This window comes from Mitsuaria sp. MSU3D, from assembly GCF_056867975.1.
The window spans coordinates 464,177-487,805 of record NZ_CP200314.1; the positions used below are offsets into that span (position 1 = coordinate 464,177).

The window sequence follows — 23,629 nt, forward strand, 5'->3', positions numbered from 1 at the left end:
AGGGAGTTCCGCATCGCACCTCAGCGTTCCTTCAGGCTCTCGCTCCTGACGCGTTCGAGCGGACTCAGCAGGAATCCGATGACGCGTCGGCTCCCGGTGCGCACCTCGGCGCTGAGCGCCATGCCGGGTCGCAGCGGCACGCGCGCGCCGTCGACCTCGATGTCGCGCGCGTCCAGCGTCAGCGTCACGGCGAAGCGCGGTCCCAGCTGTTCATGGTCGATCGCGTCGGGGCTCACCCGCGTGACCGTCGCCGGCAGCGTGCCGTGACGCGTGAACGGGAAGGCCTCCAGCTTGATCGCCGCCGCGTCGCCGACGCGCACGAAGCCGATGTCCTTGTTCTGGAGCATGACCTCCGCCGTCACCGGCGCGTCGTCGGGCACGATCACCATCAGCGCCTGCGCCTCGGTCACGATGCCGCCCGGCGTGTGGATCGCCAGTTGCTGCACCGTGCCGTCCACCGGCGCGACGAGCCGCGTCAGCTCCTCGCGTCGGCCCGCCTTGCGGCGCTCCGCCTCGATCTGCGCCAGCCGCGCGGCGGCCTGCTCCCGCGTCGTGTGCCAGCGCTGGCGGACCTCGGCGATCAGCGCGGCGCGGGTCGCCCGGGTCTCGGTCAACGCGGCGTCGGTCTCGCGGGACCGCGCGCGCTGGGTGTCGAGCTCGCCGCTGAGGTCGAGCCGCTCGCGCCGCCGATCCTCCCAGGCATGCGTGGAGGCGAATCCCTCGCCCGCGAGCGCGCGCAGGTCGTCTTCGCGCCGCGCGGCCAGCGGCAGCGCCGATGCCAGCCGCGTCGCCGCGGCCAGGGCGGTGTCGCGTTCGGCGCGGCGGCGGTCGGCCTCGGCGTCCAGCCGCTCCAGGCGGGCCTGCAGATCGCCCCACTCGGCGCGCAGCATCGCCAGCGTCTCGCGCTGTCGCGCAACGGGCCAGTCGTCCGGCGGCGACGGTGGCGCCTGCGGGGGCGCCTGGAGCGACGCCAGCAGCCGCTCCGCGCGCCAGCCTTCGGCCAGGGCCGCCAGGCGCTGCTCGTCCAGGCTCTCGCGGTCGGCGGCGGGCGCCGTCGGATCGAGCTCGACCAGCGTCTGGCCCGCCGTGACATGCTCGCCGTCGCGCACCCGCACGCGATGGACCACGGAGCGCTCCAGCGGCTGCACGACCTTGCTGCGCTCGCTGACGACGAGCTTGCCCTCGGCCACGGCGACGATGTCCACGCGGCCCACCAGGGACCACACCAGCGCGATCGCCGCCAGCCCGATCAGCACGAAGGCCGTGCGCCGCGGCGCCGGATGCAGCGGCGTGTCGCGCACCGCCAGCGCCGCGGGCAGGAAGGCGGCCTCCTCGGCGTGGCGCGCCGGTCCGACGAGGTCGCGGCGCGCCGCCCACGCGGCGGCCAACACCTCGCGATGGCGACGCAGCATCTCCACCGGCGCGCCGAAGCGGTGGCTGAGCGCGGCGCCGAGCTCCTGCAATCGCTTCAGTCGCCTGATCCGGACCCCGGCCCGGGCGTTCCAGCGAGCGTTCCAACGGCCGCTCATGCGCGTGCTCCCGGTCCGTCCTGCATCGACCACAAGCGCCGGTACAGGCCGTCCCGCAAGGCCAGCAACGCGTCGTGCGGTCCCTCTTCGACGACGCGGCCGCGTTCCATCACGATGATGCGGTCGGCGTGGCGCACCGCGCTGAGCCGGTGCGCAATGATCAGCACGGTGCGGTCGCGGCAGATCTGCGCCATGTTCCTGTGCAGCACGGCTTCGCTTTCGTAGTCGAGGGCGCTGGTGGCCTCGTCGAGGATCAGGATGCGCGGGTCGGTGAACAGCGCCCGCGCGATCGCCACGCGCTGGCGTTGGCCGCCGGACAGGGAGCCGCCCTGTTCGCCGACGATCGTGTCGTAGCCTTCGGGCAGTTCGCTGATGAAGTCGTGCGCGCCGGCCAGGCGCGCCGCGCGGACCACCGCCTCGATCGGCGCGGCGGGATCGGCGATGGCGATGTTCTCCCGCAGCGTGCGGTTGAAGAGCACGTTGTCCTGCAGCACCACGCCGATCTGGCGCCGCAGCTGTGCCGCGTCGATCAGCCCGCTGTCGACCTCGTCGATCAGCACGCGGCCCTCCTGCGGCAGGTGCAGGCGTTGCACCAGCGTCGTCAGCGTGCTCTTGCCGCTGCCGGAGCGGCCGACGATGCCGACCACCTCGCCGGCGCGGATCGTCAGGTCCACGCCGCGCAGCGCCGGGGCGGCCTCGGGCCGGTAGCGGAAGGTCACGTCGCGCAGCGCCACCGCGCCGCGCAGCGCGGGCAGTTGCGCGGCGCTGGCGGGCGGCGCCTCGGTGCGCGTGTTCAGGATGTCGCCCAGCCGCGCCATCGACAGGCCCGTCTGCTGGAAGTCCGTCCACAGGTTGGCCATGCGCATCACCGGTTGCGCGACGTGCTGCGCGAACATGTTGAAGGCGACGAACTGGCCCACCGTCAGCGCGCCGTCCATCACCTCCTGCGCGCCCCACCAGAGCGTCGCGGCCTGCGTCAGCTTGCCGACCAGACCGACGCCCTCATGGCCCCAGGCCGCGAGGTTCTGCGTGCGGAAGCTGGCCGACACGTAGGCCGCCAGCTGCTTGTCCCAGCGGCGCGCGAAGGCGGGTTCGAGCGCGCCGGCCTTCACCGTCTGGATCGCGGTGACGGACTCGACCAGCATGGCCTGGTTCTCGGCGCCGCGCGCGAACTTCTCGTCCAGCCGCCGTCGCAGCACCGGCACGATCAGCAGGCTCAGCAGCACGTAGCCGGGCAGGCTCGCCAGCACGATCAACGTCAGCGGCACGCTGTAGAGGAACATCACCGCGATGAAGACGATCGAGAAGAACAGGTCCAGCACCACGGTGAGCGCCTGGCCGGTGAGGAAGGCGCGGATGTGCTCCAGCTCGCGCACGCGGGCCACCGAGTCGCCCACGCGCCGCGCCTGGAAGTAGGCCAGCGGCAGCGCGGCCAGGTGACGGAACAGCCGCGCGCCGAGCTCCACGTCGATGCGACTGGTCGTGTGGCTGAGGATGTAGTGGCGCAGGCCGGAGAGCAGGCTCTCGAACAGCATCACCACGACCAGGCCCACGACGATGACGTGCAGCGTGGACAGCCCGCGATGCACCAGCACCTTGTCCATCACGACCTGGAAGAACAGCGGGTGCGCGAGCGCGAAGCCCTGCAGCACGAACGAGATCAGCAGCACCTCGCCGAGCAGGCGCCGGTGCTTGACCAGGGCCGGGATGAACCACGAGAAGTCGAAGTGGGCCATCTCGCCGACGAGGCTGGCGCGGCTGGCGACGAGCATCAGCTCGCCGTTCCAGCGCGCCAGCAAGGCGTCGCGTGTGAGCTTGGAGGGGCGGCCGCCCTCCACGGCGGGATCGGCGATCAGGGCCTCGCTGGTGCCGAAGCGGCCCAGCACGACCGGACGCACCGGGGCGCCGGGCTCGTCAGGATCGCTGCCCTCGTCGCGCAGCCAGATCACCGTGGGCAACGGCACGCGCGCCAGCCGGGCCGCGTCGCCGCGCAGGCGGCGCGCCTTCAGGCCGAGCAGTCGCGCGGCGCGCAGCAGGTCGTCCGGCTCGACGAGATCGTTCGGACCGAGGCCGAGCTGGTGCGCCAGCGCGTCGGGTTCGGCGGCGATCTCATGGAAGGCGGCCACCAGGCACAGCGCCGCCAGCGGGGAGACCCGCGGCGGCGTCGGGCCGGGAGGCGGCAGGCGAAGGGGAAGGGTCGTATCGGCCATCGGGACTCACGGTCTCGGGAAAGACGCGTGAGTGCAGACGACCGGGACTCCGTGTCGTCGATCGATCAGGCGGGCGACGGCGACAACTGCGACAGCGCGTCCGGTCGCAACGCGGACATCGCGACCGCACCTGCCACGCCGAGCGGGTGCTCGTCCGACGCGGCCATCGCCTGGACCAGCCCGGCGGCGAGTCGAAGCGCCGGGAAGGGCTCGTCCCCCTGAGGGCCTGGCGGGCGTGTCGTGCTCGTCCCGCCGCCCCCTTGGTGCCTCTCCGGCACGCCGTTGGCCAGGATCCGCAGGACGTCCGTCGGCCCCAGACCCTCCTGGCGCATGCGGCGCATCCAGGCGACGGTGTCGGTATCGAGCGGCGGACGCGGATCGCTCAGCGCCCAGGCGATGCCGAGATCCTGGTCGTGGAGCGCGTGCTGGAACTCGATGGCCCGGTCGAGCTGCGCGGGCGTCCGAATGCCCGCGGCGAACATCCCATCGATCCGCTTCGCTGCGATGCCGTGCGAAAGCATGTACAGGCCGGGCTCGTTGAACACCGCCGGCAGGGGCGCGTCGGTGGTCCAGCCCGTCGAGTCGCCGCGCTGCCGCCAGTCCAGCGCGCCGAACGCGGGTCTTTCTTCCGATGTCACGGCCACCGCCAGCAGACCGGCGTCGCGGGCGGCCTGGATGTCGGCGGCACTGCGTTGCCGCGTGACGATCACGAGGTTGTTCGTCTGCAGCTCGAGGGGAAGGCGGATGCCGGAGCCCGAATGGACGCGCGTGAACGGTGTCTCGGCGAGATCGAGGGACGGCAGCCGGAACTCGTACGGCGTGCCCGAGGCGAGGGCGGAGAGCATGTCCGCGACCATCGACGGCGCGATGGTCTTGGCCGTCTGAATCTGCAGGCTCAGGTGCTCCCGCCGGGATTCCCAGAATCCCAGCACGACGCGGAGGGCCCGGCTCAAGGACGACAGCGCGATGGCTTCGATCTCATGACCGGCTTGCGTGTCGTCCGCGTCGCCGGTGCGCGCCTGGTGGGCCAGGCCGCTGGCCAGAGGGATCGCCTCGAGGAGCGCATCGCGATCGCAGGTCGCCGCTCGGAGGACCAGATCGGACAGGCGTCCCAGACCCTCGTCGACCGGCGGCGACGGCGGCGCGTCGACGCCCGCGAGCAGGCTCTCCGTCAGCGACCGCTTCACATCGGCACGGAAGGGGGCGAGCTCGCGCTCGCGGATCCGCCCGTTGCTCCAGTCGCCGTAGGACAGGTGGCCGATCAAGGCCGTGGCCCGCTGGATGAGCACGGAGACATGGACCCGTTTGTCCAGCACTTGCCGTGCGACCACGTCCGGCCGCAACGGGCCGCCGAGCCGGCGCAGCTCGATCGCCCGTTCCACCGCCTTGTCGGTCTGCAGGCCCAGCGCCAGCAGGGCCTGCGCGTCCCGCCGGTCGTAGCCGCCCGACTGGAGTCGCGCGACCAGCGGGCTGGCGCCGACCTCGGCCGTCGTGAAGCTCACCTCGGTGAACCAGGTGCCGGCCGGGAGGTCCTCCTGGATGCCCACGATCCGGTAGCGACGGTACGGAATGCCGTCGTCGACATGCACCCAGTCGCCTTGCCGGTTCTGCGCCTGCAGCGTCCAGCGTTCCATGACGGGGCCGCCGCCGGCGACCTGACCCTCGTGCTGGAGGGCAAGACGCCATCCGGACAAGGCGACGGGGTCCTTGAAGTCGAACTCGAGGGCGCGAAGCGCCTCGCTCCCGTCCGCGGACGACGACACCCGCTGGAGGTCCGCGGGCGGCCGCCAGGCCGTCGCTTCCCCCGCCCGGGCGACGCCGTCCACCAGGTTGGCGGGGCTGCTGCGTCCGTCGCTGTCGCGGCCCGGCAGCGTCTCCTGTGTCACGGTGACCAAGCCCTTCTCCAGCATCGCGTACAGCGACGAGCGTTTGGCGAAGGCGGCGAAACGGGTCGCCGGCCAGTGCTCCTCGCGCCGGGAGGCAGGCTTGGGCGTCAGGTGGCTGAAGGTGAGCGCGGAGTCCCAGGGCGACCGGGGCGTCCGGTCTTCGGCCTTGTCCCAATCCCGGTCGAAGTCCCTCCTCACGGACTGCTCGAAGCGCGCCCGCTCCGCGGGCGAGAGCGCGGCGGGCGATTGCCCCGCCGCGTCGAGCACCGTGCCGGGCAGCAGGTCGTAGGTGACCCCGCGCCGGGGCCGGTCATGGACGATGAAGTCGTTGCCGTTGTCGTCGAGCTTCAGGTAGCGGTTCACGACGTAGCGCGACACGGTGGTCTCGGGTGTCCTGAAGGCGTCCGCCGCGCGGACCTCGATCAGGCCGGAGCGATTGCCCGTGCCCTCGTAGGCCAGGCGGTTGGCGTTGGCGAGCAGCACGTCCCGCACCGGGATCTTCGCGTCCCACAACGCCCGCAGCACCGCGTGGTCGAGGACGCCCGCCTGGAGCATCCCATCGATCCAGGCTTCGTCCATCGTCACGGCGATCATCGCGCGGGCCATCTGGTCCGCCACCTCGTCGGGGCGGCCCTTCACCCGCAGCGCGATCCGCAGCAGCTCTCGCGTGTCGGCCGAGATCACCTCGTCGGCATCGGGCCTGCCGAGGAGCAGGCGGTTGAATTCCTTCAGGTCGTCCAGCAGCGCGTCGTCGTCCGGCATGCCGGCGTGCCGGGTCGTGGCCCAGGTCTCGAATGCGTCCAGCGCGTGCGGCGACAGGTCGCCGCCCAGCACCACCTCCTGGTAGGCCCAGGGCCGTTGAGCGGCCACGAGACGGCGCAGCATCGCGCCGTGGCGCGACGCCGACAACGGCAGCACGGATGTGCTCGTCGCGTAGTCGTCCAGCAGCGCCGCCGAGGGCCAGGTCTTGCCATCGCCGAGCGCGGCGAGCAATGAACGGATCCGGCGGACCTGGCCGATCGTGGTCGAGCGGACGGCATCGGCGATGTCGACGGGGAGTCCGCTCATGCGCAGGAAGGCCTGGACGGCCTCGACCGGATGGACGCGCTCCGAGGGCGTGCTGTCGGTGACGAGGTCCCGCCTCAGCGCGGCGACCGCCGTCATCAGCGCCGCGTCCCAGAGGCCGTCGTCCGCGAATGCCCGGGCCAGGAAGAGGTCGTCGGGCAGTCCGGCCCGCTGCTGGCGCTCGACCGCATCGCGCCACGCCGCGTCGAGCAGGGCAGGCGCGAGCTGCGGCGCCGACCCGTCCGGGAGGCGGAGTTGCAGGCCGCTTCCCTCTCTCGCCCAGCTCGGGAAATCCTTGAGGATCACCCGGCTGCGCGTCTCATCGGACCGGAGATCGATGCTGCGACCGATGCGGCGCACCGCCGAGGGCGACGCCACGACCACCGACCGGCCGGCCGGGGCCGTCGCCCACGCGGCGTCCGGGGCGGCCAGCACGAGGTGCGTGCCGGGCAGCGTGGCGAGGATGTCGCCGTCGTCGGCGTCGGGACCGTAGACCATGACGCCGCTGTCGTGGATCACCGGCAGTGCGTAGCGCCTGCCGTCGATCGCCATCGAGAGGTGCCGGGCCAGCGGCTCCACTGCATGGCGGCGCACGGTGATGCTGCCGCCCTCGGCCTCGATCATCAGGTCCGCGCCGGAACGCCACAGCCGCCGGGGCATCGCGTCGAGCTGGAGGATGTCCCGCGTCGTCGTCATCGCGGTGTTGTCGATCACGACGTGCCGCTGCGTCGCCACTTCGTAGGTATCGACGCCGTCGCTGCCGGTCAGGGCCTCGGTCCCTGCCACCGGTGGTGGCGTGGACGTCGATGTGGACGTCGGTGTGGGCGTGGACGGCACAGGCGCCGAGGCGGCCGTGGTCGACGCCGCACCCGGGGCGACGTCCGGCGCCGCAGCCCGCAGGACGCCTTCGTCCGGATCCTGGGGAGACGGATGGCTCAGCTTGACCACGGCGCGGTTCTCCGGGTCCGCGGTGCCACGCGCCCACAAAGCCAGCTGGCCGTGCGACGCGGCCCAGTCGCGCCGGGCGTAGCCGGGCAGCGTCAGTCGCAAGGGCGTGACGTCCGCCGGGGCCTGCGCGGACGGGGTTTCGATGAGCACCAGGTCGTCGCCCTCGCGGCGATAGCTCAGCCGGTCGAGCGGCACGTCCAGCGTGACGTCCATCGGCATGGACGTGCGGGGACGCAGCAGGAAGTCGCCGCTGCCCGAGGCGAGGTGATGGCGCGTGTGACCGTGGTCGCCGGTCAGCGCCCGCCGGGCGTCGGGCGTCGACGCGTCGAAGAACAGGTGCTTGTCGAGCGTGGCGGAGGCGGACTCGCGCTCGTCGAGGCGGCGCGGGTCGACCAGCGTCAGATGGGTGCCGAGGGCATCGACGATGAAGAGCGACGCCGGGGCCGAGGCGGTCCCGGGGGCCGAGGCCGTCGCGCCGGCGGCCGCGCGGGGGAAGAAGCCCTCCAGCGTCAGCGAACCCGCGCCGTCGCCCGCGCCGTTGCGGATGACGAGGCGGTGGCCGTGGTAGCGCCGGAAGCTCAGATCCTCGTGCGGCACGTCGACCTTGAGCAGCAGGCTGCCGGGCCGATTGCCGCCGACGTCGATGAACGCGTTCACGCCGCCGGACCAGAGGGCGGCATCGTCCGATGCACTGGCGATGCGGTTGCCCTCGCGCAGCACGTAGGTGTTGCGGCCGCCGCCGCCGGTGATGGCGGTCTGGAGGGCGGTCACGTCGAAGCGCTCGTCGCCGGGGCCGCCGCTCACCTCCGCACGGAGGGCATCGCGGATGGTCACGCTTTCGATGCCCAGCAGCACGTCGTCCATGAAGGGGTCCGCGGGCTGGTCCGGGTCGTCGGTGGCGAGCCGGAGGCCGCCGAGCCGGTCGTCATGGCGGATCCTCACGAGACGGTCCCTGGCGTCCAGGTCGACCTCGTCGTGCCCGCCGTTGCCGTGCACGTCCGCGTGGCTGTGCCCGTCCAGCAGGAAGACATCGCGGTCGGCGCCGCCGTTGAATTGGCCCCAGGCGCCTTGCAGCTCGAACATCTGCGGCCCGTGGTCGGCGGTCGCCGACCGGCCGTAGCCGACGTGGTGGCGAAGATCGAGCCAGGCCGTGCCGGACCGGGCCCCGGCGCCTTCCGGCGTCGGCGATTCCCAGCGGTCGGTCTGCCCGGCGAGATACCCGGCCAGGACCCGGTCCTTGAAGGGGATCTCCCGGTCCTGCAGGACGAAGGTGTAGTCGGGGTCCTGCTTCGGCACCCTGAAGGTCGCATGGCCGACGGCGTGATCCAGATGGGGATACCGGATCGAGCCGTAGCCGGACTTGGCGAGCTGCTCGCCGCGGAAGGCCATGTAGGCCCGCCGGTCCTGGTCCAGCGTCCGCTCGCGCGCCGACGCGGTGCCGACGGCGCTCTTCTCGACCTCCGCCCGCTTCATGACGTCGGTCTCGATGCCGAAGAACTTGGCGATGCCCGCGCCGATCAGGTCGCCCAGATCGGTCGACGGGCGGATGTAGTCGCCGTATTCCTCCAGCCACATGAAGCTGCCGACCGCGCCGTTGACCGCGATCATCAGCAAGGCCAGCGGCAGGGCCGCGGCCCCCGCCACGCCGGCGGCCATGCCGAGCGCGGTGCCGGCGATCGCCTCCGCGCCGCCGGCGAAGGCCGCGCCGACCTGGATGCCGGCCGACACCAGCGAGGTGGCGGTGAAGAAGGTCATGATGGTCGTGTTCGCGACCAGGTTCCTGAAGGCGAAGCTGTCCGTGCCCTGGCCGCTCTTGCGGAACTCGTCCCACTGCAGGCCGATCACGACCAGGCCGAGCGCGGACAGGCCGAGGTCGGCGGCCCCGCCTTCCAGCGCCGTGCCGATGGTGGAGAGCGCGGACTCGAGGGTCGAGGCGGCCTTGCTCCCGGCCGACAAGGTCGAGGAGAGCGAGGCGGAGAGGGCGGCCTCGCGCAACCACTGGCCCACCTTCACCGTGATCGGCGTGATCACGATGCTGCCCGTCTGGGTGACGAGCAGGCCCTTCATCGCCGCGTCCATGTGGCGCCAGCCCTGCACGAGCTGCGTGGTGGCGATGACGGTGTTCATCAGGCCCACGCCGTGCCCCGCGACGGCCTCCGCCTGGCTGCCCGACTCGCTACCCAACTCGCTGCCCAACTGGCCCGCGAAGCCGGCGCGCACCTCCCGGGCCTTGCCCAGCAGACGCTCCCCCTCCGGGCCCGCGCCCACGCGCAAGGCCTCGAACTCCGCATCGGACAGATGCAGCAGCGAGGCGCCCGCGCGCATCAGTCCGGCGTCGTCGTCACCGGCCACGAGCGCCTGCAGGCGCTGCTCGACCAGTCGCGCATGGCCGCGCGCATCGACCGCCACGAGGCCGCTGTCGCGCAGCGCGCGCAGGGCCCCTTCGGTCGTCGTGCGCGAGATCGCGTCCAGGCCGAGCGTGTCCTCGTCCAGCGTCTGGCGCGCGAGCTCGTCCATCAGGCGCTCGTCGCGCAGGACGGCCGTCGCCGACACGTCCCGGCCGTCGAGCGCGACGACACGTCCGGCGAGCGAGTGCGACAGCAGCTCGTGCGCCTGGACGGCGTCACGCGCCGATTCAGGCAGCGACGCGAGGGCCGACGCGAGGTCGTCCGCGAGCACGCGGACCTCGGCGGGGTCGGCCGCCACGCGGCGCATGCGGGCCTCGTCGACCTGGCCGTCCGCGCCGGTGAAGAGCCGGATCAGCGGCGTCGGCACCGTGTCGCGCAGGACCGAGTCGAACATCAGGTGGAGCTCGTCGGCCGGCCGCTGCCACTGCCGGACGTCGTAGTCGTCCGTGTCGGGATGCACGTCGGTGACCGTGAATCCGCCGTCGGACGGGTCCATGCGAAGCAGCTTCGTATCGCCCGGCATCTGATGCCGCAGGGTCAGCCGCTCCTGCGCGTCCAGGCGCCCGGTCAGCTTCATGATCCGCATCGGGCCCTCGTCGACCTCGACCTCCGCCACATGGACGTGGCCCGTTCGCGCCGTCACTTCGGCGCGGTCCGTCCAGCCGGGATGGCGGACCAGATGCTTCAGGAACTCGGCGGCGAAGGAGGTCTCCATCGACGGGGCGTGCATGTCGCAGGCGACCAGGCTGACGCGTCGCAGCCGGGGCAGGAGGGCAGGGTCCTCGTCGTGGTCGAACACGCCCGTGCGCAGGCTCTTGGCCAGCGTGTAGGGGTCCCAGCCGCTCAAGGTCTGGTGCCCGCCCAGCTGCATCCCGGAGTGACCGACCACGAGGATGTCGATCTCCGTGGCCGACGTGGCCGCTGCCAGCAGCGCCTGCCCGACCCCCTTGTAGAAGTGGGGCCGCTGGAACAGGTCGCGGCTCTCTTCCATCTGCACCCAGGCCGCGATCCCGGCGTATTTGCGGGCCAGCAGCCAGGCTGCGACGGTGCTGTCGCGGTCGGCCCCGACCTGGACGATCAGCTTCAGCTTCAGCTTCGAGGGCACGCCATGGACCTCGGGATCGGGCAGCGGATCGAGGCCGAAATCGTTCCTGTCGAACGACGACGCCGTCCAGCCGTCCGAGGATCGAAGCGGACGCAGCGCCGAGGCGATGCCGTCGGGATCGGGGATCCAGGCCGCCGGGCCCGAGGCGTCGTCGACGGCCAGCGCGCCGGTGCGTCGCCGGGCGACCACCTGCTCGTTGACGCTGAATTCGCCGTTGCGCAGGCTCATGCGGCGCGGCAGGTTCCCCAGCGCTTCCGGATGGTCCAGCGGCGCCAGCGGGGACGTCTGCAGGAGCCGGACGATCAGCGCTTCCGCGGTCCGGATGTCGATGTCCTGCCGGACGCTGGCGGCGTGCTCGCTCAGGCCGTCCGATCGATAGGCGCTCAGCGGGTCGAGCTGCAGCGTCGTGTCGATCGGGGTGTTCGGGTACTCGAGCCGGATCAGGCCCGCGGCGCGGTCCAGCGATTGGCGCATGTTCGACGCCTGGTCCACCAGTGCCGCGAACGGCTGGTCATCGGGCAGCAGGTCCATCGCGTCGGCGGACGTGCCCGGCAGGTGACCGGCCAGCGCCTCCCGGAGCTGTTCGACCCGCTCGCCGTGCACGCGCACGGCGTCCCGGTAGGTCTCCAGGGCTTGGTTGATCCGCGTGCTCCGGTCGGATCCGAGTTGCTCGACCCAGGTCGCCACATCCGCCACGGTGAGCGCCTGGCCGCTCAGGTGCTCGGCGCCGGGAGCACCGAGGACCTCGCGGAGCAGCGTCTCCAATGTCAACGCGCGCGCATTGGCGCCGTGCTGCCGTCGAAGCCTCGCTTCGAGGTCCTCGGTCATGGTCTTGAGGATGAGTTGCTCGGTCCGGTCCGCGGCGGCGCCCTCGGCCTCCCGCTGCCAGGTCTGCAGGCGCTCGAAGGCCTCCGAGAACGGCTCCGCCAGCCTGCCTGCCGCGAGGGCGAGCGTGGCGGCGCTGGTGCCCGACCAGGTGATCTGTCCGTCCCGCAGGATCCTCGTCACCTGCGGCATGGCCTGCTCGATCAGCGCGTCCGTGAGGGGCGCGGCCTGGACGGCGACGGCGAGCGAGGCCAGATTGCCGTGGGAACGGAGATGGACGAGGTCCGGCTCTCCCCATCCCTGCGCGATCGGGCGCGGCGTCGCGTGCGGGGCATCGATGGACAGGGCGACGACCTCCTGCAGCGCGCCGAGGTCCCGCAGATGACGAAGCGCCGCGCGGGCGCGCAGGAGATCGATGTCCCGCGCCGGCGATCCGTCGGCGCCCGGCGGGAGGGCCGAGAGGTCGACGTAGAGGGCGCTGTCCGAGGCCGCGGCCCCGACGGCGGCGATGAAGAGGATGGTGCGGCCGTAGATCCTGTTGGTGGACTCGGTGCCGGTCCGGTTGCCCCCGATCAGGCCGTCCCGTGCCGCGATGAGCGCGTGGATGAACAGGGCGGACGCGGTGGTGATGCTGGACGTGCCGCCGGCAATCTCGGTCAAGGTCCGCGCGATGTGCGGCGAGGTTTGCGCGCGGGCCTGCCAGCCGCGCGACGCGACCGAGGCCCTGTCGCGCGGGCTCAGATGCCCCAGCAGTTCGTAGGCGTCCAGCAATCGGGCGGGGTCGCTGAGCAGGCCTTGCGTGATGTGGTCGGCCATCCGGCGCAACTGCGCCGCGGCCACCTCGTCGGTGCTGCCGAAGACCATCGACAACTGGGCCAGGACCGCGTCGGACATGGCGAAGGCGCGCTCTCCGCGGTCGCGTTGGAAGCGCAGGAGTTCTTCCGGCCGGAGTTGCCCCAGGACCTCCAGCACCAGCCGCACCCGTCGGGCCTCGAGGGCCCGCTGGCGCGGCGTCAGCCGGTTGGCGGCCCGCTCCGCGGCGGCTTGCGGGTCGACGTCCAGCGCCGACTCCAGCGCGGCGATGGTCTCTGCTTCCGACAGCCGGTCCGGCCGGGTGTTGCCCGCGTACTTGGCGACCGTGTCGCCCGCCCGCCCGACAGGATCGGACAGGACCCGGGTGACGAAGACGCCGTCCTTGGCGCGGTTCAGCGCCTGGCTGTCGCCGAAGCCCAGCGTCCATCGCCGGGTGAGCGCGGGGTCGGCGGGGTCGTCGGCGGAGAACAGCACCCGGCCCCGGAAGGTGGTGACCTCGTAGGTGGCGCCGGGCTGGAAGTGGTCGACGAAGTCCTCGACGAAACGACGGCGCGCATAGGGCGACTCCAGGTCGCAGGCCAGCAGCGTGACCTTGCGGGCCGGGGCCGCCGGGCCATCGAGGTGCCGGCGCAGGGCCTGGTCGATGCGCTCCGACAACTGCCTGCCGTTGTAGCCGCTCAGGCGTCGCGACTGAGCGTCGTCGGTGGATCCCTGACCCACGACGACCAGCTGGATCTCGTCGCCCGCTGTCGTCGGCCGGGTCAAGCCTTCGCCCGTCACGATCCGGGATCCGCCCTCGCGGTCCACCTGCAGCCAGAGCACGCCGCGCCAGCGCTCGATGGACTGCGCGGCATGCCGCAGGCTGGCCTCGAAGGCCTGCGGCGAATCGTCCATCTGCAGCACGACGATCTTCAGATCGCGGCGGGCCTGCTTGGCCGCCGGCTCCGCCGACATCACCTCGTGCTTCAGCAGGGTCCAGGCGGTGGACAGCTGCTTGCCCGGCGTCAGTTCGTCGCGCCACCGGGCGACGGGGCGGGCGAGCAGCTCGGCCGGGGCGCCGGTGTCGTCCGCGAACGCCTGATAGCCCCGGATCGCGGTCTCGTCCGCCACCAGGGCCCCGGTGTGCTGGCGCCTCAGCAGCGGGGGCGCGTTCCCGCGCCGCTGCGCCGATCTCGCCAGCAGGAGATCCTCTCCGTCCCACGACAAGGCGCGGGGCAGGCGCCGGGTCGCCGGCCCGTTGCCGATCAGGCGCGCGATCGCCACGTCGAGATCCATCGCCGAGGCGCCGAGGTCGCCACGGTCCCGCGGCTCGAAGTCGAATCCGCTGACTTTCCCGGTGCGGGTGATCTGGATTCTCAGCAGTCCCGAGGGCCGGAGCCGCGCGCGGGGAAAGCCGACCTGGCGGGACGTCCAATCCATCTTCGACGTCAGGTGGGCGCCGGGCAGCGCGTCGTCCCGGCTGTAGACGTGGGGCAGCTCCTCGCCGAAGCCGAGGACTTCATGCAAGGGGCTGTCGGAGACATGGCGGTCGCCCTCCTGGCGCCAGCGGCCGCGCTGCCGGGAGCCGGCCTCGGACGACACGCAGAGCACGTCGCCGATGACGCCGCGGCGCGAGAGTTCCCTGAAGACGGGGCCCAGGTCGGCGACCTGCGCGGCGATCTGCTGCCCGAGGTGGCCGCCCTCGTCATGCCAGCGCCTCAGACGGTCGACGTCGATCCGCAGGGCCGTGCGGTGGCGCGCCGCATCGATGACGTCGAACAGCATCCTGGCCCGCATGCCGGCGCTGGATCCCGGGGCGGACGGCGAGCGGCGCGTGTCGTAGACGGCGTCCAGCAGCGCGACGGTGTCGTCCCTCGTCCAGGGCCGCGAGCGTCGCCGCGCGACGGCGAGCCGACGCAGGCTCTCGTCCAGGACAAGCAGGCTGCTGGAGGTGGCCGTGAACGCATCCCACTCCGAGAAGAGCCTCGGCGCGCCTTCCAGGCCCAGGTCCTTGGCCGCCGCCGCGACCTTGTGGAGCGGGGGAGGGGGGCGTCCCCGCTGATGGCGCTCCATCCCGGCACCTTGGCGGCCACCTGCCACTGCTTGTTGAGCCACGCCTCGATCAGCACATCCATCGCGGAGAGGCCCCATCGGTGCAGGGCCCGGTCGCCGGTCGGCGCGGGAGGTCCGTCCGGCTCCGCGTCGACATCGATGGCCGTGTCGCGACTGCTGCCGGACGGACTGTCGACGGTGGGGCGCTCGCGGGGGGCAGGACGGCGGCGCGCGACCCTGATGACGTCCGGGCTCGGCGTCGATTCCACGATGCTGATGTCGCCCTCCGCGCCGGTGTCGTTGGGCGAGGGCAAGGCGGTGCGCGTCGGCGGCGGACGCACCGGATCGATGACCTGGCGTCGGGCGAGCAGGTCACCGGTGCCGGAACGCAGGTCGCTGTCGTCGTAGCTCAGGGACGGCGGCAGGCCATCCAGGGACAGCGGGCCGGCGGGGGAAAAGTGCCGGACCGCGACGAAGACGTCCAGTTCGCGCAGGGCCTCGTCCTGCTGCCAGGTCCTGGCCACGTCGATCTCCGGCGTCGCGGACGTCACGGACGTCACGGACGTCACGGACGTCGTGGGCGCCGCGGGCAGGCGCCAGGTGACGGTCGTCGCGCCCTCCCTCAGGTGGACGACGCCCGCGGCGCGGTCCAGCCGCTGCGACACCCCCGGCGCGATCCGTCGCAGCAGCGGCAGCGGCGCGGCCTCGTCGATCGCGGGCAGCGTGCCGCGGCCGAAGGCGGCCTGCCGGGTGGGCGTCGCCGCGAGGCGCTCGGCGGCCTTCGTGACCTCCACCAACTGGTTCGCGAAACCGGAGATCTCCGTGCCGACGTCCATCGCGTGGATCTCGTCGCGCAGCGCGCGCGCCTGGGCCAGGCGACGGGTCCAGGCGGCGGCGCCCATCGCGGCCGACCGGTCGGCCGTCGGCTTGGCGGACAAGGCATGGAGCTCGTCGCCGAGGTCGTCGGCCCAGTCCGTGAGCCGGAGGGCCGCCGCGGCGTCGTCGGCATCCTCGTACGACCAGCTGTCCAGCTCGGCGACGAAGTCCTGCCAGGTCTCGCGCAGGTCGTCGCGGGGCAGGATCTCGACCGCCGCGGTGACCGGATCGGCGACGGCCGTCGGCCACTTGGCGAGCATGTCGCGCCGCGTCGTCCAGCGACCGTCCTCGAAGGTCCAGCCCGGCGTGTTGTCGTCGTGAGGCACCCGGTCGGCGACGTAGCGGATCGGACCGATGACGCCGGTGGCCGACATCAGCCGGAGCTGGTCGCGCAAGGACAGCACCAGGCCCGCGTACCGCGTGGCCGCGGGATCGTTGCGGTAGGGGCGCTCCAGCGCGGTCCTCAGCGCCTCGAAGTCCAGCGTGAGCGGCGCATCGCCGGCGGCGGACGTCAACAGGTCGGCGAACAGGCCGGCCAGGGTGCGCCCGGGGAGGCTGCGCATCGCCGCCTGCCCGTTGTCGGGTTGGGCGGCCAGGAAGGGGGTCGCGCGGTCGACCAGCTCGCGGAAGACCCGGGCCGCCTGCCGGTGCACGGTCGCGGGATCCCGACCGGGCCGGGCCGCACCGATGATCAGGTCATGGGCCCGGCGCAGCGTGGGGACGGAGGCGTCGAGGATCCCGGCGAGCAGGGTCTCGGCCACGGGGCGCATCGAGAGCGTGCGGCTGTCCTTGCCGGCGGGGGCATCGAAGGCGCTCAGGCCGAAGGCGTCGATGAGGCCGATCTTGCCGTCCTCGGTCCAGCCGGCCGGCGCGGACCAGGCGGCGGTGGCCCCGTGCAGCAGCGAGGCGATCACCTCGACGCGGCCGGCGCCGTCCACCGGCATCGGTCTGGCGGCGCCGCTCGCTCCCGACGATTCGGGCGCGTGCTCGAAGGTCCACCCCGACGGCGTGCCGCGGGCGATGACGTGGGTACTGTCGGCGAGCTGCCTGTCCGACAAGGTCAGGCGGGCCGGCAGCGCGTTCAGGTTGGCGGCATCGGCGCGTGCGACGTGGGCCGAGACCAGCAGATCGAGCTGGCGCAGCTGCGCATCCCCCTCGGCGGCGGTGAGCGGATCCTTGCCGGCGAAGGCCAGGAGCGCGTAGCCGCGCGTGTCCCGGGAGGTCCAGGCCAGTCGCACCGTGCCCGCGTCCCGGTCCAGCGTCTGCCGCAGGTCGGGGGCCAGCGCGGCCAGGGTGCGCAGCGGTCGGGAGGCGTCGACCGGCACGGGCTCGAGCGGCCGGCGCTCGAGCAGTTCCAGCAGGCCGGCCGTGGGCTCGAAACGCCATCGGCTGCGCGGGCCGCGCATGTCGTCGGTCGACAGGAAGCGGGTGCTCTGCGGCTCAGGCTGCCAATGCCCTTCGGCGTGCCGCTTGCCGGAGGTCCAGGTCACCGGTCCGATCAGCCCCGCGTGTTCCAGCTGGCGCAGCACGTCGTAGAGCTCGAAGGCGACGCCGGCGGCGACGTCCTTCGAGCGCGACCGGTTGTCCATCGAGGAGAAGTTCATCTCGTCGAAGCCCAGCTTGAGCGGCTTGCCCGGTCCGGCGTCGATCGCCGAGAGGTAGCGGTCGGCCAGCGCCTGGGAGGTCGACGCCTGATACGCCGGGCTCGCCTGCGCGACCTGGTCCCAGGCCAGGCGCTTGAGCGAGGCGAAACGGGAAGAGGCCTCCGCCAGCTGGGCGGGCGCGCGGCGTCGCGACGGATCGACGGCGTCGAGCAGCGTCAGGTAGGCATCGCGGCAGCGCAGCGGCGAGCCCAGGAGCAGGGCGTCCAGCAGGTGCGCGGCCGCGGCGTCGAGAACGGCCGCCGGCAGGGCCTTGGGCTGGGCCGCCGCCGCGGCGCGCAGCGCCTTCAGCAGGGGCTCGCGCAGTGAGGCAGCCTGGGGAAGTGCCAGGTGCCAGTCGGCGGTGGCCGCCTGGAATGCCGCCGCGATCGTGGTGGCGCGCTGCTCGATCGTCAACGCGCCGGTGGGATCCGGCGACCAGCGCGACAACGGCCGCGGCACGCTGGACCCGCCGGCCCCCCCGCGACCGGTCTCGCGCGGCGTCGTGTGGCCGTCGGCTGACGGATCGATCGCGGTGGCCTCGGAGGCGGAGTCCGGGCCGGAGCCCGAGCCTGAGCCCGACGTCGACTCTGACTCCGACTCTGACTCTGACTCCGACTCCGACTCCGACTCGGTCGTTGTCGTCGACAGGTCCTCTTGCGGACGCGTCGGATCGGCAGGCGGCAGCGCGTCGGCCAGGATGGTGGCGTCGACGACGGGCGCGAACCGCTCGATGACGACGCCGTCGACCTCCAGGGCGTCGTCGACGAGGCGCAGCGCGGCGGGAAGGTCCTGCAGCGATCCCGCGTCGCCGCGCCAATGGCGACGGATGATCGATGCATCCATCCGGCGCAGCGCCATGTCCTGCGCCACCCGGGCCGCGGTGTCGGCGGGATCGCGCAAGGCCTGCACCTGCCAGACCCGCGTGCCGGTCGCGCCCAGGTCGAGTTCGAGGGTGCCCGTGGTCCGATCCAGCCGCTGGCCCACCTGCGGCGCCAGCGCGGCCAGCAGGGGCAGGGGCTGCGTGTCCGTCAGGCCGCCCAACGCGTGCCAGCCGAGCGCCGACTGCCTCACCCACTCTCCCAGCCAGAGATCGGGGAAGTCGGTCATCAACGCTTCCAGCCGCTCGGCGCGGGCGAGGACCTCCGGCGTCACGGCGGGCTCGGCGCGCAGCGCGTTGATCTGCTCCGTCGCCTCGGCCTGCCGGCGCTCCCAGGCCTGCGGCCCCATGACGACGGCCCGCTGCAGCAGCGGGAGCCGGTCCAGGCCGTCGATGTCGGCGAGGATTGCCTTCGCGAGGGCCCTCAGTCGGGACAGTCCCTGCCGCGAGGGTGTGCCGGGCGGCGGGGCGATGCTGTCGGTGAAGGCGACGAACTTCTTCCACGGCTCGCGCAGGATCGCGATGAGTTCGGAATCGCTCAGCCGGGTGATCCGCTCGCGGACGGGATCGAAGAAGCGACCCGCCAGCACGCGCGCGGCGCCGGCGGGGCTGGTCTCGTAGCCGCCAGGGCCACGGGTCCAGTCGATTCCCGCGGCCTGCGTCCCGGGCAGGATCGGCGCCGCCACGAAACGCAGCGGGCCGATCACGCCGGTGGCTTCCAGCAGGCGCAGACGGTCCAGTGCGGCCAGCCGCAGTCCCGCGCGGAACCGCGAAGGCTGCGCCACGCCGCGGTGGCGCGCCCGGAGGAGGTCGTCGAGCCTGACCGTGAACGGTCGGTCGGGACCATTGGCCTCGAGCAGTTCGCCGAAGAAGGTCGCGAGCTCGCGACCCCGGACCGTCCCTGTCCGGGCCGTCGGATCGACATGGCCGACCAGGAGCCCGCCCGCCTCCTCGACCAGGGTCTGGAAGACCTTCGTCGCGCGCGCGCCGGCGCCGGCATCTCCCTGGTCCTGGCGTTCGGCCTCGAGCAGCGCGGTGTAGACCTGACCCAGCCCCAGTGGACCCTCGTCCAGGATCGCGTCGAACAAGCGCCCCGCCAACGCTCGCAGGTCGGTGGAGCCCAGGGGCGAGTCGATGCCGGACAGCGGCAGGCGGTCGAAGGCCTGGCGCAGCCCGATCCTCAGCGACGGCAGCAGGGCCTCGTCGTCGGGCCACGAATCGGTGAGCTGATCCAGCATAACGGCGATCACCGCCCCGCGCCCGGGATCGTCCTGCGGCGCGGACCTCGCCCGTCGCGGCGTCACGTCGACGGACGGCGCCGCCGGTTCACGCAGCCGCCGGAGGAACGCCGCCGCCAGGGCATTCGACGCTTCGCGCTCGTGGGGAAGCTCGTCCAGGCCTTCGACCAGCTTGTCCTTCAGGCGCTCGATTCCCCGCAGCGCTTGCGCTTCGATCTGGGACAGCGAGAGACCCGGGCGCGTGAAGGCGTCCAGCAGGTCGTCGTAGGCCCGCGCGAGCTGCGCGAACGACCCGTCCAGCATGCCGACCGCGACATGTCCCGCCGCCTTGGCCAGCAGATCCGGCCTGTCGCTGACGAGGATCCGCCGGGCGATCGTGCCGAGCGGGGCACCGAGGCGACGCATCTGCTCCGCCGTCGTGTCCCGCAGCGGCGGGTCCTGGAGCTCGCCCTGCAGCGTCCGGGCCATGGCGGCCGCGCGTTGCTTGCTGGCGGCCAGGCCGTCCGCATCGGCTGACGGGCCGGCGTGATCGTGGGAGGCAGGGAAGAAGGGAATCATGGCGTCTCACGCGAAGGAGTGAGACGCTTCAGTGAGCACCGCCTGCGAGGGGGCATGACAACCGCCGCCGCTGCTGGTGCAGCGCTTTCCGCGCTCTTTGCCGACGCTTGTGCCGACCCTTCTGCCGTGCTTTCCGCCGACCGTGCCGCCGCCCTGCCGGCGGCGTCCGCGCAGGCTCAGCGGCTGTGCGCCGTCAGCTTCGCCAGCGGCGAGGCCAGGCTGATCCCGGGCGCGGCACGGCGCGCGCTGGGGCGGCCGTCCGCGTCGGTCTCGTCGAGCTCCGGATGCGCCGCGCCGAGCGCCAGTCCGGCCGCGCCGGCGTTGTCGCGTCGCATCGCGACGCCCACCGCCAGCATGTCGATCACCAGCAGGTGCAGGATGCGGCTGATCATCGGCAGGTGCGTGGCGACATCCTCCACGTGGTCGACGATCAGCGCCGCGTCGGCCTTCTTCGCCAGCGGCGATTGGCTCGCCGTGATCGCCAGCACATGCGCGCCGCGTTCGCGCGCGGCATCCGCCACCGCGATCAGCTCGGGCAGCTTGCCGCTGCTGCTGATCAGCACGGCGACGTCGCCGGCCTTGAGCGTCTGCGCGGCCAGCAGCTGCAGCCGCGGCTCGACATACGCATTGCAGGCGACACCCAGCCGCAGGAACTTGAACTGCGCGTCCTGCGCCACGACGCCGTAATGGCCGATGGCGAAGAACTCGATGCGCGAGGCCTTGAGCAGCAGCTCGATGCTGCGGTCGATCATGTCGCGGTTGAGCTGGCTGCGCACCTGCAGGATCGCCGAGGCGGTGTTGCCCAGCACCTTCTCGCCCAGCTCCACCATCGAGTCGTCCTGCGTGACCTGCGTGTGGCTGACCGGCACCGTGCCGGTCAGGCCCGAGGCCAGGCGCAGCTTGAAGTCGGACAGGCCCTCGCAGCCCAGCGAGCGGCAGAAGCGGATCACCGTCGGCTGGCTGACGCTGGCCGCGCGGGCGATCTCCGCGATCGGGTCGTTCAGCACCTTGCGCGAATGCGCCAGCACATGGTCCGCGACGCGTTGCTCGGCCGGCGAGAGACCGTCGCGCGCGCGCCGGATCTGGCTGACGATCGCCGAGGCGCCGCCGCTGGTCTGCAGGCTGCGCAGCTGCGCTTCCAGGATCGCCGAGGCGCCCTTGAAGGTCGCGTGTTCGGCCGTGATCACGAAGGTCGGGATCGCGGCGACGTAGTCGGTGAAGCGGCCCTTGTCCTCGAAGCGTTCGCGGAAACGCGAGCGGTCGAAGTACTCGCCCAGCCGCGGCACGATGCCGCCGCCGATGTAGATGCCGCCCAGCGCGCCCAGCGTCACCGCCAGGTTGGCCGCGGCGGTGCCCAGCAGCGTGCAGAAGAGGTCCAGCGTCGCCTCGCAGACCGGGTCGGCGGCCTCGAGCGCCCGCGCGGTGATGTCGGGCGCGCTCAGCGGCTCCGACGGACGTTTCAGGTAGTCCGCCATCGCGCGATGGATCAGCTCAAGACCTGGCCCCGACAGCAGGCGCTCGAAGGAGACGTGCTCGTACTCGTTCCAGGCGAAGCGCAGCAGCGCGATCTCGCGCTCGTCGCGCGGCGCGAAGTTGGTATGGCCGCCTTCGGAGCCGAGCGAGATCCAGCCGTCGCCGGCGGGGATCAGGCCCGAGACGCCCAGGCCGGAGCCCGAGCCCAGCAGGCCGATGACGCTGTGGGCGCGCGGCTCGCCGCCGCCGATCTGCCGGATCTCGCTGCCGTGCAGCCGGGGCAGGGCCATCGCCAGGGCGGTGAAGTCGTTGACGACCACCAGCGTGTCCAGGCCCAGGCGCTGACGGGCTTCCTCGATCGAGAACTGCCAGTGGTAGTTGGTCATGCGCACCAGGTCGCCCTCGACCGGGTTGGCGATCGCGATCGCCGCGTGGGCCACCTTCAGCTGGCGCGGCAGCCGGTCCATGTAGGCGCGCACCGCGGCGTGGAAGTCGGCGTGCTCGGCGCAGCGCAGCAGCGCGATGTGCTCGAACTCCCCCGGGGTGGTCTCCAGGGCGAAGCGGGCGAAGGTGCCGCCGATGTCGGCGATCAACCGGGGACTGTCGAATTCACGCATGAAGGAGGGGCGGTGACCGGGAGGCGATTATGGCGCGCCGCCCTGGATGGATCGGAAGGGTTCGCCCTAGCGGCGGCGAGGCGCCCGCAGGCCTGCGGTTTGCCGGCTTGGATCGGTCGGTGCTGTAGTGTGACTACAGCAATATAAACACGTCGCGGCCGGATCGGGGGAATAAAAACTCCATCCCTGACAATCACTTGCGAACGGGAGTCGAACCGTCCTCTGATATCGTGCGGCGGGCGAGCGACGACCCGGTGACTTCGCTCTTGTGCGATGTGTGTAGTTTTGCTACCTTGCGCGGATGCCGCCATTGGGGCGGCCTCCGGCGCGGCGACGGACACACGCCACGCGCCGCCAACGAGCCGAACCGGCGACTCCGCCGAACCAGCAGCAGGACAAGAACAGTGCAAGCAGATCAGGGTGTGGCTTCGAGCCAGACAGGGGACGCCGCGGGATATCCGTGGCTGGTCGCGGACATCGGCGGCAGCAATGCCCGCTTCGCCTGGGTCGACGGCGCCGGGCAGCGCGTCCAGCACGTGCGCAAGCTGCCGGTCGCCCACTATGACTCGCTGCGGGCCGCGGCCGAGGCTTATCTGAAGGAACTCGCCGGGCTGGGCGTGTCGGCGCGGCCGAGGCGGGCCTCGCTGGCGCTGGCCACCGCGATCAACAGCGACCGCATTGAGCTGACCAACAGTCACTGGACCTTCTCGCGCAGCCAGTTGCAGGCCGACCTGGGACTCGATGAACTGCGCCTGCTGAACGACTTCGAAGCGCTGGCGCTGTCGCTGCCGGGCTTGCGCGCGGACCAGGTCGCGGCCGTGCCGGGCCCGTCGCTGGCGACGCCGCGCGGCACGCTGGCGGTGATCGGGCCGGGCACCGGCCTGGGCGTGGGCGGCGTGATCGAGACCTCGGGCGGCTGGGTTGCGCTGGCGGGCGAGGGCGGTCACATGACGCTGGCGCCGACCAACGACTACGAGAGCGAGCTGCTCGCGGCCGCGCGCAAGGAGTTCCCGCATGTCTCCGCCGAGCGCTTCCTGTCCGGCATCGGCCTGCCGACGCTGCATGCGGCGGTGGCGGCCGTGGCCGGCCAGCCGTCGGCGCAGCGGCTGACGGCGGAGCAGATCGTCGAGGGCTCCCTGTCCGGCGACGCGATCTGCGCGAAGACGATGGACCAGTTCTGCGCCTTCCTCGGCAGCTTCGCCGGCAGCGTCACCCTGGCGCTGGGCGCGCGCGGCGGCGTCTACATCGGCGGCGGCATCGTGCCGCGCCTGGGGGAGCGCTTCTTCCAGTCGTCCTTCCGGGCGCGTTTCGAGGACAAGGGCCGTTTCGCGCCCTACCTGGCCTCGGTGCCCTGCGTGCTGATCACCGACACGCTGACCGCCTTGGCCGGCGCCGCGTTCGCGTTGGAGCAGTCGGTGCGCTGAGCGCCACAGTCGGTTGTAGTCCAGCTACATAACGACTTCTCAACGGCGGCCCGAGTGGCCGCCGTTTTTCATTTCACGTCCCTAATTTGCATGTTTATCCGTG

Annotated in this window: 6 protein-coding genes; 1 reads left to right on the forward strand and 5 read right to left on the reverse strand. The window is 72.4% G+C overall.

Translation table 11 applies throughout. The features are described 5' to 3' along the window. Positions 1–20: 20 nt before the first annotated feature. The 5 genes from AC1VNM_RS02205 to AC1VNM_RS02225 form a co-directional block, all read right to left on the reverse strand. Complete coding sequence (locus tag AC1VNM_RS02205; protein ID WP_483105719.1) at positions 21–1,529, reverse strand: HlyD family type I secretion periplasmic adaptor subunit; 1,509 nt, start codon at positions 1,527–1,529, stop codon at positions 21–23. Beyond that, a complete protein-coding gene (locus AC1VNM_RS02210) occupies positions 1,526–3,739 on the reverse strand; it encodes a type I secretion system permease/ATPase (protein ID WP_483105720.1) in 2,214 nt (737 codons plus the stop codon). Before AC1VNM_RS02210 ends, AC1VNM_RS02205 begins: the two co-directional genes overlap by 4 nt. Before the next feature lie 65 nt (positions 3,740–3,804). Beyond that, a complete protein-coding gene (locus AC1VNM_RS02215; RefSeq protein ID WP_483109220.1) occupies positions 3,805–14,565 on the reverse strand; it encodes a C80 family cysteine peptidase in 10,761 nt (3,586 codons plus the stop codon). Further along, a complete protein-coding gene (locus AC1VNM_RS02220; RefSeq protein WP_483105721.1) occupies positions 14,487–20,012 on the reverse strand; it encodes a hypothetical protein in 5,526 nt (1,841 codons plus the stop codon). The genes AC1VNM_RS02215 and AC1VNM_RS02220 overlap by 79 nt, the downstream gene beginning before the upstream one ends. Before the next feature lie 176 nt (positions 20,013–20,188). Further along, a complete protein-coding gene (locus AC1VNM_RS02225) occupies positions 20,189–22,102 on the reverse strand; it encodes a glucokinase (protein WP_431102547.1) in 1,914 nt (637 codons plus the stop codon). 422 nt (positions 22,103–22,524) lie between these two features. On the opposite strand from AC1VNM_RS02225, the gene glk reads away from it, so the two are divergent. After that, complete coding sequence (gene glk, locus AC1VNM_RS02230) at positions 22,525–23,526, forward strand: glucokinase (protein WP_483105722.1); 1,002 nt, start codon at positions 22,525–22,527, stop codon at positions 23,524–23,526. The last annotated feature ends 103 nt before the right edge of the window (positions 23,527–23,629 follow it).

Coding starts and splice junctions, on each gene's coding strand:
- AC1VNM_RS02205 (WP_483105719.1), bottom strand. CDS start 1,529: ATGAGCGGCCGTTGGAACGCTCGCTGGAACGCCCGGGCCGGGGTCCGG.
- AC1VNM_RS02210 (WP_483105720.1), bottom strand. CDS start 3,739: ATGGCCGATACGACCCTTCCCCTTCGCCTGCCGCCTCCCGGCCCGACG.
- AC1VNM_RS02215 (WP_483109220.1), bottom strand. CDS start 14,565: ATGCGGGCCAGGATGCTGTTCGACGTCATCGATGCGGCGCGCCACCGC.
- AC1VNM_RS02220 (WP_483105721.1), bottom strand. CDS start 20,012: ATGATTCCCTTCTTCCCTGCCTCCCACGATCACGCCGGCCCGTCAGCC.
- AC1VNM_RS02225 (WP_431102547.1), bottom strand. CDS start 22,102: ATGCGTGAATTCGACAGTCCCCGGTTGATCGCCGACATCGGCGGCACC.